The following is a 15,579-nucleotide window of genomic DNA, read 5'->3' on the forward strand; positions in this document are numbered from 1 at the left end:
GTGGGCGGCGGGCGCCGCGGTCCGCGCCGGCCGGGCGTCCCGGAGCCGACCTCCCTCGGCGACGGCCTGCGGGTCGACGACGGCTGCGAGCTGGCGGTCGCCGCGGCGCTCGACGGGCGCCTGGGCGCGGCCGTGGCGTCCGATCCCGCCGGTGCCCGGGCGCTGCTCGAGACCGCGGGCCGCGACGGCGTGCGCGTGCTGCTGGCACCGGCGGACGCGGTGGGCGGCGAGACGGCCGGGGCCGGTGGACCGTCCGCCGACGGCACGGCCGGGTCGGGGATGCCCGACGGCGGGACGACGGACGCGCCCGTGCCCGGCGCGACGCCGCTCGCCCCGCGCGTCTCCGGGACGCCCGAGGCCGTCGCCATCGCCCGGCGCGCCCTCGTCGACGCCTGGCTCGTCGACGTCCTGCCCGACGCCGTGCCGTTCACCTTGACGGGCACCCTCGTCACGGCCGACGGCCACGTCTGGCGCGTCGGGGCCGGCGAGCTGCAGCGCACGCCGCAGGGCGGCGAGGAGCGCGTCCTCGCCGAGCGCAACCGCCGCGATCGCCTGGTGGGGGAGAGCGAGACCGCCGCCCGGGCCGAGCGCGAGGCGGTGCTCGCCGTCGAGGGCCTGAAGGACGACCTGGCGGGTGCGGACCGCGAGCGCGAGGCCGCCGAGCAGGCCTCCCGGCAGGCCCGCCGCACCGTCGTCGACGCCGAGGAGGCGCTCCGCGACGCCGTCCGGGCGGTGCAGCGCCGGCAGCTGGCCCCGGACGAGGGCCCGGCCGCGGTCCGGCGGGCGCAGATCGTCGGCGAGCTCGGCGCCGAGCGCCGGACCGCGGAGCGCCTGACGCGCGAGCGGGCCGAGCGCGAGGCCCGGGTCCAGGGGCTCGAGGAGTCGCTCGCCGCCGACCTGCGGCTCGACCCGGTCGGCCAGCGCATGACGGACCTGCTGCTCGAGGCGCTGCGGGTCGTGCGCGAGCGGGCCGCCGTCCTGGAGCAGGCGGTGCAGGAGGATCGCGCCGCCGGGGACGACGTCGCCGGGCGCCTGCGCGGCTTCGCCCAGCAGGAGGCGGACCTCTCCACCCGGATGCGCCGCACCGGCGAGCGGGTCACCGCCGGAGAGGTCGCGTTCCAGCGCGCGCGGGACCAGGAGGCCGAGATCGTCGTCGAGCTCGAGGCCCTGGCCGAGCGGCTGGGCCTGCCGCCCGAGCCTGCGGAGGAGGCGCTGGACGAGGAGACCGCACAGGGGCTGCGCGACCGGATCGCCCGGCTGCAGAGGCGTCGCGAGACCCTCGGCCCGGTCAACCCGCTGGCGACCGACGCCTACGAGGAGGCCCGCGAGCACGTCGAGGCGCTCGAGGCCCAGCGCACCGACCTGGAGACCGCGCTGCGCGAGCTCCGTGCTTTCGTCCGCGACACCGACCGGCAGATCCGCGAGACGTTCGAGCAGACCTTCGCCGCCTGCGCGAAGAACTTCGAGGAGCTCGCCGAGCACGTCTTCCCCGGGGGCCGCGGCCGGCTGCGCCTGGTCCGGGAGACGGCGGACGACGAGCAGGACGCCGCGGGCGAGACCGAGGACGACGGCACGAAGGAGGCCCGCGATCTCGACGACGCCGACCAGGCCGACGCCGATCGGGACGAGGACCTCGGCGTCGAGATCGAGATCACGCCGGCCGGCAAGTCGATGAAGCGCCTGACGCTGATGTCCGGCGGCGAGAAGACGATGACCGCGATCGCGTTCCTGTTCTCCGTCTTCCTCGCCAAGCCCAGCCCGTTCTACGTCCTCGACGAGGTCGAGGCGGCGCTGGACGACCTCAACATCGACCGCTTCCTGCAGCTCCTGCGCCGCTACCGCGACCGCGCCCAGTTCATCGTCGTCACGCACCAGAAGCGGACGATGGACGTCGCGGACGCGCTCTACGGCGTGTCGATGGGCGGCGACGGCGTCTCGAAGGTCGTCTCCCGCCGGCTGGACCAGCAGGCGCCCGCCGAGCAGCTGCCCGGCCTCGGCGACGCCTCCGGCTGATCCGGGCACCTCCGCGGGGAGAGGACGGCACGGCCCGCGGTATCGTCGAAGGGATGGCGCGCGAGTGGACCGACCTCTTCGTCCTGGACGAGACCCGCGCGGCGGCGCTGCCGGCCCCGGAGCCCGAGAAGCGCGGGCGCTTCTTCAAGCGCCTACGCCAGAACATGAAGAAGACGCGCGAGGCGCTCGGTGCCGAGCTGACGCAGACGCTCTTCGACACGCTCGACGAGGAGACGTGGGAGCGCCTCGAGGAGGCGCTGATCATGGCCGACTGCGGTGCCAAGGCCACCGCCGAGATCGTCGGTCGCCTCGAGCAGGAGGCGACGACCGGCGGGGTCACCGACCCGCAGGCGCTGCAGGAGCGGCTCGCCGACCTGCTGGCCGAGGCCGCTCGCCCGAAGGCCGACGCCACGATCGACCTCCGCCACGGGCCCACGGTGATCATGGTCTGCGGCATCAACGGCACCGGCAAGACGACGTCGATCGGCAAGCTCGCCAACACCCTCACCACCGAGCTGGGCGTGAAGGTCGTCCTCGGCGCCGCCGACACCTTCCGCGCCGCCGCCGTCGAGCAGCTGCAGATCTGGGGCGAACGGGCCGGCGTCGAGGTCGTCGCGGGCGCGCAGAACACCGATCCGGCGTCCGTCGCCTACGAGGCGGTCCGGCGCGGCCGCGACTCCGGTGCCGACGTGGTCATCGTCGACACCGCGGGGCGCCTGCACACCCAGCTGCCGCTGATGGAGGAGCTGTCGAAGGTCCGCCGCGTGGTCGAGAAGCTGATGCCGGGCGCGCCGCACGAGATCCTCCTGACCGTCGACGCGACGACGGGGCAGAACGGCCTGAGGCAGGCCGCGGAGTTCTCGAAGGTCGCACCGGTCTCGGGCATCGTCCTCACGAAGCTCGACGGCAGCGCCAAGGGCGGCATCGCGATCGCGATCGCCCAGGACCTCGGCATCCCGGTCAAGCTCATCGGCATCGGCGAGGCGCTCGAGGACCTGCGCCCGTTCGACGCGGACGACTTCGCCCAGGCGCTGGTCCGGCCCGACGAGGTCGCGGCCGCCTGAGCGCCGGCGTGGCGCGCTCCTCCGGCGACGCCCGGCGAGGTCGGAGCGCCGGGTGGGCCGGTGGGGCGGGCTCGCGACCCCGGCGGCGCGGCCGCGCCCGACGGGTAGGGTTGCCCCATGGACGCGTGGATCCCCTGGCTCCTCGTCGCCGTCGCCCTGGGGGTCGGCGAGGTGCTCACGCTCTCGCTGTTCCTCGGCCCGTTCGCCGTCGGCGGGGGTGCGGCGGCGCTGACCGCCCTGGCCGGCGGGGGCTTCGGCCCGCAGGTGGTCGTCTTCGCCGTGGTCACCGCCCTCGTCTTCGGGCTCGTGCGCCCGGTGGCCAAGCGGCACCTCCGCCAGCCGTCGAGCACGAAGACCGGCACCGCGGCGCTCGTCGGGCGGACCGCGGTCGTCGTCCGGGCGATCGAGGGCCCCGAGCTTCTCGGGCAGGTGCGGCTGGACGGCGAGATCTGGACGGCCCGCCTGGAGGGCCACGAGCCCGTCCCGGTCGGCGCCACGGTCACGGTGGCCGAGATCCGCGGCGCCACCGCCGTCGTCGTCGACTGACCCGGGCACCCCGGGGCAGGGCACGGACCCACGCCGCCGACCGTCCGGGTCCGCGGGGCCCGACGGTGCCGGTCGACGAGGGCCGGTGGTGCGGGAGGCCACTGGTCGGACGGGGACGGGCTTTGTAGGCTCCGGGCAGGTTCGGACGCCCGTCCAGGCCGCCGAGCGTCCCCCGGAGGTTCCCGTGGTCATCCTCATCGTCCTCGCCGTCCTGCTGTTCTTCGCGCTGCTGGTCGCCGCGAAGACCGTCCGGATCATCCCGCAGGCCCGCGCCGGCATCGTCGAGCGGCTGGGCCGCTACCAGCGCACCCTCGAGCCGGGACTGCGCATCACGGTGCCGTTCATCGACCGGCTGCTGCCGCTCCTGGACCTCCGCGAGCAGGTCGTCAGCTTCCCGCCCAACGCCGTCATCACCGAGGACAACGTCTCGGTCTCGATCGACACGGTCCTCTACTTCCAGATCACCGACTCCAAGTCGGCCACCTACGAGGTCGCCAACCCGCTGCAGGCCATCGAGCAGCTCACCGCCACCACGCTGCGCAACGTCATCGGCGGTCTGACCCTGGAGCAGGCCCTGACCTCCCGTGACGAGATCAACGGCCAGCTGCGCACCGTCCTGGACGAGGCGACGGGCAAGTGGGGCATCCGCGTCGGCCGCGTCGAGCTCAAGGCGATCGATCCGCCCACGTCGATCCTCGACGCGATGGAGAAGCAGATGCGCGCCGAGCGCGACCGTCGCGCCTCCATCCTCACCGCCGAGGGCTCCAAGCAGAGCCAGATCCTCACCGCGCAGGGCGAGAAGGAGGCCGCGGTCCTGAAGGCCGAGGGCGCCAAGACCGCCGCGGTGCTGCGGGCCGAGGGCGACGCGAAGGCGATCGGCACCGTCTTCCAGGCGATCCACGACGGCCGACCGGACAAGGAGCTCCTGAGCTACCAGTACCTGCAGATGCTGCCGGAGCTGGCGAAGGGCGAGGCCAACAAGCTCTTCGTCATCCCGTCGGAGTTCACCCAGGCCCTCGCCGGTCTGGGCGGCGTGGTCGACGGCCTGCGCGGCCAGTCGCCCGTCCCGGCCCCCGACGCGGCCCTCGGCCGTCCCGCCGACGTGCCGCGCGCGGTCGACCCGCCGCGGCCGATCGACCCGCCTCGCCCGAGCGACCCGACCCGGCCCGGCTGAGCCGCTCCGGCCCGTCCGCACGCATCGGGGCGGGCGGGTCCCGGAGAATGCCCCCGTGCGTTGGATCGAGCTCGAGATCGTCGTGCCGGCCCCGCCGGAGGAGGCGTTCCCGTGGGTCGTCGAGCCGGGGCTGCTGCGCGAGTGGCTGCCGCAGCTGGACGAGCTGCGACCCCGTGGGTTCCTGCACCACCGCCCCGTGGTCCGGCACGCGGGCCTGCGGCTGGCCCTCGACGTCGGGGTCACGCGTGTCGTGGTCCCGGAGCTCGTGGAGCTCGACGTGGGCTGGCGCGGGGCCGTCGGCCGGTCCGTGCTCGAGGTGGAGCCCCACGAGGACGGGTCGACCGTCACCTGGCGGGTCGGCCTGACGCTCCCCGCCACGCTGCGACTGGCCGGCCCGGGTGTCGCGCGGGAGCTCCGCCGCATCATGCGCCGCGACCTGGAGCTGCTGGCCGAGCGGCTCGGCGAGCCGCACCCGTCGGTCGACGGGGACGCCGACCTCGGACGGGCCGACGAGGACCCCGGGGCCCAGCCGCCGACGGGCGCGCAGGTGGGCGCGGACGACGACGCCGGCCCGGCGGCCGCGGCCGGATCCCTGGCCGACCCCGGGCGCGTGTGACGGGCGGCCCCCGTCCTGCGACACTTCCGGGGCCGTGTTCGACGCCCTCTCCGAGAAACTCCAGGCGACCCTCGACGACGTCCGGGGCCGTGGCTCGCTCACCGAGTCCGACGTCAACGTCGCGATGCGGGAGATCCGTCTCGCCCTGCTCGAGGCGGACGTCAACTTCAAGGTCGTCAAGTCGTTCACCGCGACGGTCAAGGAGCGCTGCCTCGGCGCCGACATCCTCGGCAAGCTCAACGCCGGCCAGCAGGTCGTCAAGATCGTCCACGAGGAGCTCGTCGAGCTCATGGGCGGCCAGGCGGAGGGCCTCACGTTCTCCTCCAGCCCGCCCACGGTCATCCTCATGTCCGGCCTGCAGGGCTCGGGCAAGACGACCGCCGTGGCCAAGCTCGCCCGGTGGCTGAAGGAGGAGAAGGGCTCGTCCGTCGCCGTCGCCGCCTGCGACGTCCAGCGCCCGGCCGCCGTCGAGCAGCTGCGCCTCGTCGGCGCGCAGGCCGGCGCGACGGTCTACGACCGCGGCACCGAGCTCCCGGCGGTCGAGGTCGCCCGGTGGGCGCTGGACCAGGCCAAGCAGGACGGCAAGGATGTCCTGATCGTCGACACCGCCGGTCGTCTGCACGTCGACCAGGCGCTGATGGACGAGCTCGTCCAGATCCGCGACGCGGTCCGCCCCGACACCGTCCTCCTCACGGTCGACGCGATGACCGGCCAGGACGCCGTCAACGTCGCCGAGCAGTTCCGCGACGCCGCCGGCTTCGACGGCGTCGTGATGTCCAAGCTCGACGGCGACGCCCGCGGCGGCGCCGCGCTGTCGGTCAAGGCCGTCACCGGCAAGCCGATCCTCTTCGCCTCGACCGGCGAGAAGCTCCCCGACTTCCAGGCGTTCCACCCGGACCGCATGGCCCAGCGGATCCTCGGCATGGGCGACGTCCTGTCGCTCATCGAGCAGGCCGAGAAGCAGTTCGACGAGGGCGACGCCAAGGACCTCGAGCGCAAGCTGCGGCGCAACGAGTTCACGCTCGAGGACTTCCTCAAGCAGATGAAGATGATCCGGCGGATGGGCCCGCTCTCGAAGGTCCTCGGGATGCTCCCGGGCGTCGGGGCGCAGCTGAAGGACGCCCAGGTCGACGACCGCGAGATGGACCGCGTCGAGGCGATCATCCTGTCGATGACCGGCCAGGAGCGCCGCAACCCGGAGCTCATCAAGGGCGGGCGACGCCTGCGCATCGCGAAGGGCTCCGGCACCAGCGTGCAGCAGGTCAATCAGCTGGTGAAGAACTTCCAGCAGATGCGCAAGATGATGAAGCAGATGAGCAAGGGCGGCATGAAGGACCTGGGCGCGCTCATGGGTGGCCAGGGCATGCCGGGCGCCGGTGGCGCCGGACAGGCCGGGCAGGGTGCACCGGTCGGCGTCCGCGGGGGCAGCCGCGCGGCCCGCCGCCGCAAGCGCTGAGCGGTGGATGGTGGGGTGCGGGCCCCGGCCCGTGCTTCTCGGGTTCGCACCGCGCGAGCCGCCGGCGGGGCACGGTCCACCCGCAAGGGTGCGGGCCCCGGCCCGTGCTTCTCGGGTTCGCACCATGCGAGCCGCCGGCGGGGCACGGTCCACCCGCAGGGGTGCGGGCCCCGGCCCGTGGTGGCGCACCGCAGGGTCCGGGGCATCGCGGTAGGCTTTCCGTCTTCGCGCGGGGCCTCGCTTGGCCTGCGCCCGTTTGTACCCTCCTGACTTTGACTGAAGGACGTTCGTGGCTGTTCGACTGAGGCTCACCCGCGTGGGGAGCAAGAAGAACCCGGTGTGGCGCGTCGTCGCCACCGATTCGCGCAACAAGCGCGACGGCCGGGTGATCGAGACCATCGGTCAGTACAACGCGCAGACCGAGCCGTCGACCGTCGTCCTCAAGGAGGACCGCGTCCGCCACTGGCTCGACGTGGGCGCCGAGCCGTCGAACACGGTGAAGAAGCTCCTGCGCACGCAGGGCATCGAAACCCGGTAGCCGGCCGTGACGGCCGCCGACCAGGATCCGACGGTGGTCGCCGAGCTGCTCGGCGACCTCACCCGCGCGATCGTGGACCGGCCCGAGGCCGTCACCGTCAAGCCCGAGACCGACCCCGAGGACGGCTCCGTCGTCCTCGAGCTGCGGGTCGACGACGGCGACTACGGCAAGGTGATCGGCCGTGGCGGCCGCACCGCCTACGCGCTGCGGACCGTCGTGAAGGTCGCGGCCGCACACCGCGAGCAGCGCGTGCTCGTCGACATCGTCGACGACTGACGTGGCCGCCGATCCCCAGTCGGGCCCGGACGCCGAGGGCGCTCCGGTCGACGACGTGCCGATGTACGCCCTCGGTCGCATCGGCAAGGCCCACAGCCTCGACGGGTCGTTCTCCGTCACCAAGCCCAAGGGCGAGCACCTCGTCCAGGGCACGATCGTCACCGTCGCCGGGGTCGAGCGCGAGATCGTCCGGCGCAGCGGCACGGACGCCAAGCCGATCCTGCGCCTGCAGGGCGTCGACGGCATCGACGAGGCCGAGCGGCTCCGGGGCACCGACCTGTTCATCCCGCGCGCCTCGCTGCCCGACCTGGACGACGAGGAGTACTGGCCCGACGATCTCGTCGGCCTGCCGGTCCGGGCCACGACGGGCGAGCCGGTCGGCACCCTCGCCGAGGTCCTGACCATGCCGTCGGTCGACGTCCTGCGGGTCGCCCGGTCGGGCGCGCCGGACCTGCTCGTCCCGTTCCACCGCGAGGCGGTGCCGGTGTTCGACGTCGGCGCCCGCGACGTGGCGATCGACCTGGTGTTCCTCGACGAGCCGACGCCCGCCGCGGGGGAGAGCGCCGCTGGCGACGCCCCGGCCGGCGGTGCTCCGTCCCCGGACGCCGACGCGACCGCGACCCCCGACGAAGGGTGACCCCGTGCAGCTCGACGTCATGACCCTCTTCCCGCACTGGTTCGACTGGTTCCGCGAGCAGCGCCACGTGAAGAACGCGATGGAGGACGGCCACGAGGTCCGGACCTTCAACCCACGCGACCACAGCGACATGTCCGCCCGTCAGGTCGACGACACGCCGTTCGGCGGCGGGGCCGGGATGGTCCTGCGCGTCGACGTCATGGAGAAGGCCCTCCGCGGCGTCTACGCGCAGGACCCGGTGGAGCTCCGCAAGGAGCGCCGCGTCATCGCCCTGACGCCGGGGGGCCGGGTGCTCGACGACGCCTTCGTCGACGAGCTCGCGGCCGAGGAGCAGGGCATCACCCTCCTCTGCGGCCGCTACGAGGGCTTCGACGAGCGGATCGTGCAGCACTTCTGCTCCGACACGCTGTCCATCGGCCGGTACGTGCTCGCCGGCGGCGAGCTGGCGGCGATGGTCGTCTGCGACGCCGTGCTGCGCAAGCTGCCCGGCAGCCTGGGGCATGCGAACTCGGCGGTGGAGGAGAGCTTCTCCGTCGCGCTGGACGGCGACCCGGAGTACCCGCACTACACCCGGCCGGCGGAGTACCGCGGCTGGAAGGTCCCCGACGTCCTGCTCTCCGGGCACCACGCGGAGATCGAGACGTGGCGCCGGGCCCGGAGCCGCGAGCGCGGCGACGGCGGCTCGCGCCTCGGGCGCTGAACCACCCGCCCGACGAGCACCGCACCGTCCCCACCGCGCCGTCGCCCGCCGGCCGCGGGTCCCGGGCTCCGGCCCCGATCCGGGCCGCCTGCAGCGGGATCGGGGCGGGGACGAGAGAGGCGCGGAGCGCCTCACCCCGGGCCTCCGCTACTGTTCCCAATCTTGCCCGGATCACGCGCTGGTGCGTGTTTTCCGACCAGTCCGGGCCCCTCGCTGATGACCACCGTAATCGAGAAGCTCGAGCGTGAACAGCTCCGCTCGCAGCCCGACTTCCAGCCCGGCGACCGCGTTCGCGTCCACTTCCAGGTCGTCGAGGGCACGCGTCGCCGTACGCAGGTCTTCGAGGGCATCGTCATCAAGCGCCAGGGACACGGCGCTCGCGAGACGTTCACCGTTCGCAAGCAGAGCTTCGGCGTCGGTGTGGAGCGCACGTTCCCGCTGAGCTCGCCGAAGATCGAGAAGATCGACGTGGCCGCCCGCGGTGACGTCCGTCGCGCCAAGCTCTACTACCTGCGCGGTCGCGTCGGCAAGGCCGCCCGCGTCCGCGAGCGTCGCTACATCGCGCCGGACAAGGTCGCCGCGGCGCCCGTCGCCGAGCCGGCCCCGGCCGCCCAGGACGAGGCCCCGGTCGCCGAGACCGACGCGCCCGCCACGGAGTCCTCGGACTCCTAACCCCCTGCGCGCCTCCTCGTGAGCGACGACGTCCCCGCCCCCCGGTCCGAGACCGGGGGAGCGTCCGTGCCGCCGACCGGCTCCGAGGGCCCGTCCGCCCGTCAGGGGCGGCGCAAGCGCAAGCAGCTCAACCCGATCGTCGAGCTCGTCGGGCTCGTCGCGATCGCCCTGCTGCTCGCCCTCGGCATCCAGGCCCTCCTGGTCAAGCCGTACCGCATCCCGAGCGAGTCGATGGAGCCGCTGCTGGTCACCGGCCAGCGCGTCCTCGTCAACCGCCTGTCGCACCACCTCGGGTCCGACCCGTCGGTCGGCGACGTCGTCGTCTTCCACCCGCCCAAGGGCGCCAACGCCGAGGCGTCGGGCCTGCAGGGCCAGGAGGAGGGCTCCGGCGAGTGCGGCGACCAGGACAACATCGCCCAGGGTCGGCCGTGCTCCCAGAGCATCGGCGGCGAGTGGAAGAGCGAGAACTACATCAAGCGGGTCGTCGCGGGCCCCGGGGACCGCGTCTCCGTACGCGACGGCCACGTGGTCCTGAACGGCAAGCAGCAGACCGAGAAGTTCATCTCGGACACCTGCGACGGCGCGGGGACCACCGACACGCCGTGCTCGCTGCCGCGGACCATCACGGTGCCGGCCGGGCACTACTACATGATGGGCGACAACCGTGGTGAGTCCAACGACAGCCGCTTCTGGGGCCCCGTCCCGCGCGACTGGGTCATCGGCGGCGCCTTCGCCACGTACTGGCCGCCCAAGCGCATCGGTGGCATCTGAGCCGCACCCCGCCGCGACCGTCGACCACGACGACGCGGCGACCGGCCCCGTCGCACCCGGTGGGCGTCGCGGCAGGGGAACGGGGAAGAAGGCCGGTGCGGCGAGCCGCGGTCGTCGCCTCTTCCAGCACGACCGGGCGCTCGGCGTGCGCTGGGTCGTCGGGGCCGACGAGGCCGGCCGCGGGTGCCTCGCCGGGCCGCTCGTCGCCGGAGCGGTCCTCTTCGACCTGGAGCGGATCGGTCCGCGCGAGGTTCGCGCGCTGGGCGCGCTCGACGACTCCAAGGCCCACACCGCCGAGGAGCGCGAGCGGCTGTTCGCCGTCGTGCTCCGTCTCGCGGAGCGGGTCGGATCGGTCTCCCGCTGCGTCGAGGGACTCGACGGGCGCGGCCTGCACGTCACGAACCTCGAGGCGCTGTCCACCGCCGCCCGCCGGGTCGCCCGTCCCGGGGCGCTCTGCCTGACCGACGGGTTCCGCGTCCCCGACACCGGCTTCGACCAGCGGCACGTCGTGGGCGGCGACGCGAAGAGCGCCGCCATCGCCGCCGCGTCGATCGTCGCGAAGGTGACCCGGGACCGCTTCATGCACCGGGCCGCCGAGCGGCTGCCCGCCTGGGGCTTCGACCAGCACATGGGCTACGGGACGACGGCCCACCAGGACGCCATCCGCGTCCACGGGCTGTCCGAGCTGCACCGCCGGTCGTTCCGGGCCGTCGCCTACGAGGGCTGGCTGTAGCGCCGGGACCTCGCACGAACGGGCCCCACCGACCGGACCGGTGGGGTCTGGAACGCGTGCGGACCGGACCTCGCGTGGACCGGACCCCGCGAGTACCGGGCCTCGCGCGGACCCCGATCCCGCTCGTGGGCCGCTCAGAACGCCGCCTCGATGTGGTCGAGGCGGACGAGGCGTCCCGTCTCGTCGACGAGGACGCCGATGGCGTCGAAGCGGACGTCGCGGCCCGTCGGGCGGTCCGCGGTCTCCGAGAGCCAGGCGGCGGCGAGTCGCCGCACCTGCCGTCGCTTGCGCTCGTGCAGGGAGGCCCAGGGCGCCGCGCTCCCACGGGCGATCCGCGCCTTGACCTCGCAGAAGACGATGGTGCGCCCGTCGTGCACGACGAGGTCGATCTCGCCCCAGCGGGTGCGGGCGCGCTCAGCGAGCACGGCGTAGCCCAGGCGCTCCAGGTGCTCGCGGGCGAACCGCTCCCCGAGCCGCCCGACCGCCGGCCGGTGGTCGGGCCGCGAGCCGCGGCCGGGTGGTGAGGACTGGGGATCGGGCACGCCGACGACGCTAGGCCCGGGACCCGTGCTCGCTCAGGACCGCGAGCGTGCCCGTCCTGCACCGGGACGCGGGCGACTTCGTGCCGGGTCGCCCGCGGTGCGGATGCGGTGCTGTTCCGACACGCTCCGGTCCTTCTCCGGGCACGGAGCCCCGACCTAGCGTGGCGGCCATGTTGGCGCGCGTCCAGACGTTCTCGATCGACGGCCTCGAGCCGCGGCCCGTCGTCGTCGAGGTCGACGTCCGGCCGGGCCTGCCGTCGTTCACCATCGTCGGGCTGGGCGACCTCGCGGTCCGGGAGTCCCGGGAGCGGGTGCGCGCCGCGCTGGGCAACCAGGGCTTCGAGCTGCCGCAGCGGCGGATCACGGTGAACCTCGCCCCGGCGAGCCTGCCCAAGGGCGGTCCGGGCTTCGACCTGGCCATCGCCGTCGGGCTGCTCTCGGCCTCGGGGCAGGCCCCCGGGGTCGACCTGGGCACGGTGGCCGTGGTCGGCGAGCTGTCGCTCGGCGGTGTCGTGCGCCCCGGCCGCGGCGCGCTCGTCGTCGCGGAGGGCGCCCGCGCCGCCGGGCTCACGGCGATCGTCCTGCCGCGCGAGCAGCGCGACGAGGCGGGCCTCGTCCCGGACGTGGCGGTGCGGGCCGTCGGGACGCTGCGCGAGGCGGTCGAGGCCCTCGGCCGGCCCGGCCGCGACGACCGCCGGTCGTCGCCGGAGGAGGCGCCCGTCGCGAGGACGACGGACGTCCCGGACCTGGCCGACGTCCGCGGGCAGCTCCTGGCGCGGCGGGGTCTCGAGGTCGCGGCCGCAGGAGGCCACAGCCTGCTGCTCGTCGGCCCGCCCGGCACCGGCAAGACGATGCTGGCCCGCCGCCTGCCGGGCCTGCTCCCACCGATGCGGACGACGGAGGCGCTCGAGGTCACCCGCATCCACAGCGTCTGTGGTCTGCACGACGGGGCGGGGCTCGTCGCCGAGCGTCCGTTCCGCGCTCCGCACCACGGCACCTCGGCGGCCGGGCTGGTGGGCGGCGGGACGGTCGCGCGTCCGGGCGAGATCACCCTGGCGCACCGGGGCGTCCTCTTCCTCGACGAGCTGCCCGAGTTCCGGCGGGACGCGCTCGAGGCGCTCCGCCAGCCGCTCGAGGACGGGCGCGTCGTCCTCGTCCGCCAGGGTCGCACGCGGGCGTTCCCCTCGCGCACGATGCTCGTCGCGGCGGCCAACCCCTGCCCGTGCGGGCACCACGGCACCGGCCGCTGCCGGTGCGGTCCCCAGGACCTCGAGCGCTATCGCCGCAAGCTCTCGGGTCCGCTGCTGGACCGCATCGACCTGCACGTGTCGTGCCCGCGCCCGAGCGCCGAGGAGATCTCGGGCGACCCGGCCGAACCGACCGCGACGGTGCTCGCGCGGGTGCAGGCGGCGCGCGACTTCCGGGCCGAGCGGCGCACGGGATCGGGTCCGCGTCGCATCGAGGCCGACCTGCTGCCCGCCGCGGCGGCCCGCCTGGAGCGTGCGTACCTCGGGGGGACCCTGTCGGCCCGCGGTCGGGCCCGGGTGCTCCGGCTGGCCCGCACCGTCGCCGACCTCGACGCCTCGGGCTCCATCGCCACCGGTCACCTGGACGAGGCGCTGTACCTGCGCCAGCACGTCGCGCGCGACGACGAGGCGGCGGCGGCATGAGGGCGTGCGTCGACTGCCTGCGGATGGCCCAGCTGCTCGGTGAGCTCACGCCGGGCCTCGACCGGCCCGCCGCCCGGATCCCGCTCGTGCTGTCGCTGGAGCCGGACGAGCTCGCCTTCGCCGTCAACGGCCCGCGCGGCCCCCGTGCCCGGACGCTGGACCGCTCGGCCGACGACCTGCTGAGCGGCGCCGACCGCGACCTGCGCGAGCTCGGCGTCGAGGCGGTCTGCGTGCACCACGCGGACTACCCGGCCCGGCTGCTGGACCTGCGGGACCCTCCGGCGGTGCTCCACGTCCTGGGCGGGATCGATCGGCTGCGGCGCGTGCTCGGACCGCGCGCCGACGGGCCGACCGTGGGCATGGTCGGGACCCGGCGCCCTCCCGAGGACGCCGTGCGGATCGCCCGCAGGTTCGCCGAGGCGGTGGCCGGCGGCGGGATCACGGTGGTCAGCGGGATGGCCTTCGGGATCGACGCGGCCAGCCACGAGGGAGCCCTGGCGGCAGGGTCGCCGGGGCCGCCGGACGAGGGCGCCGGTCGTGGCGGGCGCCGGGGCGGCACCGTGGCGGTGCTGGCCGCGGGGGTCGAGCGCGCCACCCCGGCCCGCCTGCGCCACCTCTACGACAGGATCGCCGCGGACGGCGTCGTCGTCGGGGAGCTCCCGCCCGGGGCCACGCCACGGCGCTGGAGCTTCCCGGCACGCAACCGGCTGATCGCGGCACTGGGGGACGGGCTGGTGGTCGTGGCCGCCGGCCGCAGCTCCGGCTCGCTGCGGTCGGTGGAGCACGCCCGCGCCCTCGACCGCCCCGTCGGCATCGTGCCGGGCTCGATCCTCGACCCGCGCTACGCCGGCGGCAACGACGTGCTGCGTGGCGCGGACCTCCTGGCGGGGGAGGACGACGAGGGACGCGTCCTGACCCGCGCGATCGTCGAGCCCGACGACGTCCGCGCCATGCTGCACGCCGACCGGCTGCGCCTGCGGTTCGGGCCGACCGGGCCGGGCGGCCCCGACACCCTCGAAGAGGCCGAGGAGCGGCCCGGCGCCGACGACCGCGACCTCGCGGCACGGGCGCGGCGCGAGGCGCGCGCGGCCGGGCTCGAGCCCGCGCCCCTGCTGGAGGCCGAGATCCCGCCCGCCGATCCGCTGTCGGGTCTTGAGGGCGAGGCGCGGGCCATCGCCGAGCGGCTCGCCGCCGGGCCCCGGACCATCGAGAGCCTGATCGCCGAGTCCGATCCGGCGACCATCCTCGCCGGACTCGGGGCCCTGGAGGCGGACGGCCGCCTGCGCCGATCGCTGAGCGGCACGCTCGAGCTGACGACCGGGCCCGGAGGGACCGGAACGGGCGGGGGAGAGGGCGCAGGGAGAGGTCCGTCCCGCGGGGGCCGGGCGCGGTAGCCTCGGAGGGCATGCCCGTCCGCACGCCGATCTGCCTCACGATCGCCGGCTCCGACTCCGGAGGCGGCGCCGGCGTGCAGGCCGACCTCAAGGCCTTCGCCGCCCAGGGCGTCCACGGGACGAGCGCGATCACGGGCCTGACCGCCCAGAACACCGTCGGGGTCACCCGGATCGACGCCGTCGGTCCTCGGATGATCGTCGAGCAGGTGCACGCGGTCGTCTCGGACCTCGGCGCGGACGCCGTGAAGATCGGCATGGTCGGTTCCGAGCCCGGCATCCGGGCGGTGGTCGAGGCGCTCCGGATCCTCCCCGCCGAGGTGCCCGTGGTCATCGACCCCGTGATGGTCGCCGAGTCCGGCGCTCGCCTGCTCGAGGCCGACGCGCACCGCGCCTTCGTCCGGGACCTGCTGCCGCTGGCCACCGTGGTCACGCCGAACCTGCCGGAGGCGCTCGTCCTCGCCGGCCGCCACGACGTCGAGGACCTCGACGCCCTGACCGACGAGGACGTCCTCGCGGTCGCGCGGACGATCCAGGACGCCGGGCCCGGCGCGGTCCTCGTCACGGGCGGCCACCGGTCCTCGGCCGAGGACCTGCTCCTGCTCGAGGACGGCACCGTGCACCGCCTGGCGGGCGTCCGCCACGCCGACGGCGCCGCCCACGGCTCGGGATGCACGCACTCCAGCACCCTCGCGGCGCGGCTGGCGCAGGGCGACGACCTGCCCCGGGCCGCCCGCGTGGCCCGTGCGGTCGCGGGCGAGGCGGTCCGCCGCGGCCTGC

Annotated in this window: 16 protein-coding genes and 1 pseudogene; 16 read left to right on the plus strand and 1 reads right to left on the minus strand. The window is 75.0% G+C overall.

Translation table 11 applies throughout. The features are described 5' to 3' along the window. The 13 genes and pseudogenes from Q7T67_RS21005 to Q7T67_RS21065 form a co-directional block, all read left to right on the plus strand. Positions 1–2,013: AAA family ATPase (locus tag Q7T67_RS21005; RefSeq protein ID WP_304794705.1), on the plus strand; the 2,013-nt coding region annotated here is incomplete at its 5' end. A gap of 53 nt (positions 2,014–2,066) precedes the next feature. Then, complete coding sequence (ftsY, locus tag Q7T67_RS21010; RefSeq protein WP_304794708.1) at positions 2,067–3,077, plus strand: signal recognition particle-docking protein FtsY; 1,011 nt, start codon at positions 2,067–2,069, stop codon at positions 3,075–3,077. Positions 3,078–3,194: 117 nt separating this feature from the next. Next, the gene (locus tag Q7T67_RS21015; protein WP_304794711.1) at positions 3,195–3,623 is read left to right on the plus strand and encodes an NfeD family protein; all 429 of its coding nucleotides are present in this window, start codon (positions 3,195–3,197) and stop codon (positions 3,621–3,623) included. Positions 3,624–3,807: 184 nt separating this feature from the next. Then, positions 3,808–4,797, plus strand: a complete 990-nt coding sequence (locus Q7T67_RS21020; RefSeq protein ID WP_304794714.1) for an SPFH domain-containing protein — start codon at positions 3,808–3,810, stop codon at positions 4,795–4,797. Positions 4,798–4,852: 55 nt separating this feature from the next. Continuing rightward, positions 4,853–5,413 carry an SRPBCC family protein gene (locus tag Q7T67_RS21025; protein WP_304794717.1) on the plus strand — a complete coding sequence of 187 codons (561 nt, stop codon included), beginning with the start codon at positions 4,853–4,855 and terminating at the stop codon, positions 5,411–5,413. Between the two features lie 34 nt (positions 5,414–5,447). Beyond that, complete coding sequence (ffh, locus tag Q7T67_RS21030; RefSeq protein WP_304794719.1) at positions 5,448–6,869, plus strand: signal recognition particle protein; 1,422 nt, start codon at positions 5,448–5,450, stop codon at positions 6,867–6,869. Between the two features lie 289 nt (positions 6,870–7,158). Beyond that, on the plus strand, positions 7,159–7,407 hold the full coding sequence (rpsP, locus tag Q7T67_RS21035) for a 30S ribosomal protein S16 (protein WP_304794722.1): 249 nt from the start codon (positions 7,159–7,161) through the stop codon (positions 7,405–7,407). Between the two features lie 33 nt (positions 7,408–7,440). Continuing rightward, positions 7,441–7,683: a KH domain-containing protein gene (locus tag Q7T67_RS21040; protein WP_304794725.1), complete on the plus strand. Its 243-nt coding sequence runs from the start codon at positions 7,441–7,443 to the stop codon at positions 7,681–7,683. A 1-nt stretch (position 7,684) separates the two neighbouring features. Further along, positions 7,685–8,320, plus strand: coding sequence for a ribosome maturation factor RimM (gene rimM, locus Q7T67_RS21045; RefSeq protein WP_304794728.1), 636 nt, complete (start codon positions 7,685–7,687; stop codon positions 8,318–8,320). 4 nt (positions 8,321–8,324) lie between these two features. Beyond that, positions 8,325–9,020: a tRNA (guanosine(37)-N1)-methyltransferase TrmD gene (gene trmD / locus Q7T67_RS21050; protein WP_304794731.1), complete on the plus strand. Its 696-nt coding sequence runs from the start codon at positions 8,325–8,327 to the stop codon at positions 9,018–9,020. Positions 9,021–9,236: 216 nt separating this feature from the next. Continuing rightward, positions 9,237–9,575 (plus strand): annotated as a pseudogene (rplS, locus tag Q7T67_RS21055) (50S ribosomal protein L19); the annotation flags it as partial. Positions 9,576–9,710: 135 nt separating this feature from the next. Beyond that, a complete protein-coding gene (gene lepB, locus Q7T67_RS21060) occupies positions 9,711–10,463 on the plus strand; it encodes a signal peptidase I (protein ID WP_304794734.1) in 753 nt (250 codons plus the stop codon). Beyond that, positions 10,453–11,196, plus strand: coding sequence for a ribonuclease HII (locus Q7T67_RS21065; protein WP_304794737.1), 744 nt, complete (start codon positions 10,453–10,455; stop codon positions 11,194–11,196). Before lepB ends, Q7T67_RS21065 begins: the two co-directional genes overlap by 11 nt. Before the next feature lie 134 nt (positions 11,197–11,330). On the opposite strand, the gene Q7T67_RS21070 is transcribed toward Q7T67_RS21065, so the two are convergent. Beyond that, positions 11,331–11,738 (minus strand): YraN family protein, encoded by a 408-nt coding sequence (locus Q7T67_RS21070; protein WP_304794739.1) that lies wholly within the window; start codon positions 11,736–11,738, stop codon positions 11,331–11,333. 170 nt (positions 11,739–11,908) lie between these two features. Between Q7T67_RS21070 and Q7T67_RS21075 the strand changes: the two genes are divergently transcribed. The 3 genes from Q7T67_RS21075 to thiD form a co-directional block, all read left to right on the plus strand. Continuing rightward, the gene (locus tag Q7T67_RS21075) at positions 11,909–13,408 is read left to right on the plus strand and encodes a YifB family Mg chelatase-like AAA ATPase (RefSeq protein WP_304794741.1); all 1,500 of its coding nucleotides are present in this window, start codon (positions 11,909–11,911) and stop codon (positions 13,406–13,408) included. Beyond that, a complete protein-coding gene (locus tag Q7T67_RS21080) occupies positions 13,405–14,802 on the plus strand; it encodes a DNA-processing protein DprA (RefSeq protein WP_304794744.1) in 1,398 nt (465 codons plus the stop codon). Before Q7T67_RS21075 ends, Q7T67_RS21080 begins: the two co-directional genes overlap by 4 nt. Positions 14,803–14,813: 11 nt before the next feature. After that, positions 14,814–15,579: bifunctional hydroxymethylpyrimidine kinase/phosphomethylpyrimidine kinase (thiD, locus tag Q7T67_RS21085; RefSeq protein WP_304794747.1), on the plus strand; the 766-nt coding region annotated here is incomplete at its 3' end.

Source organism: Patulibacter sp., from assembly GCF_030655195.1.
Classification (GTDB): Bacteria; Actinomycetota; Thermoleophilia; order Solirubrobacterales; family Solirubrobacteraceae; genus Patulibacter.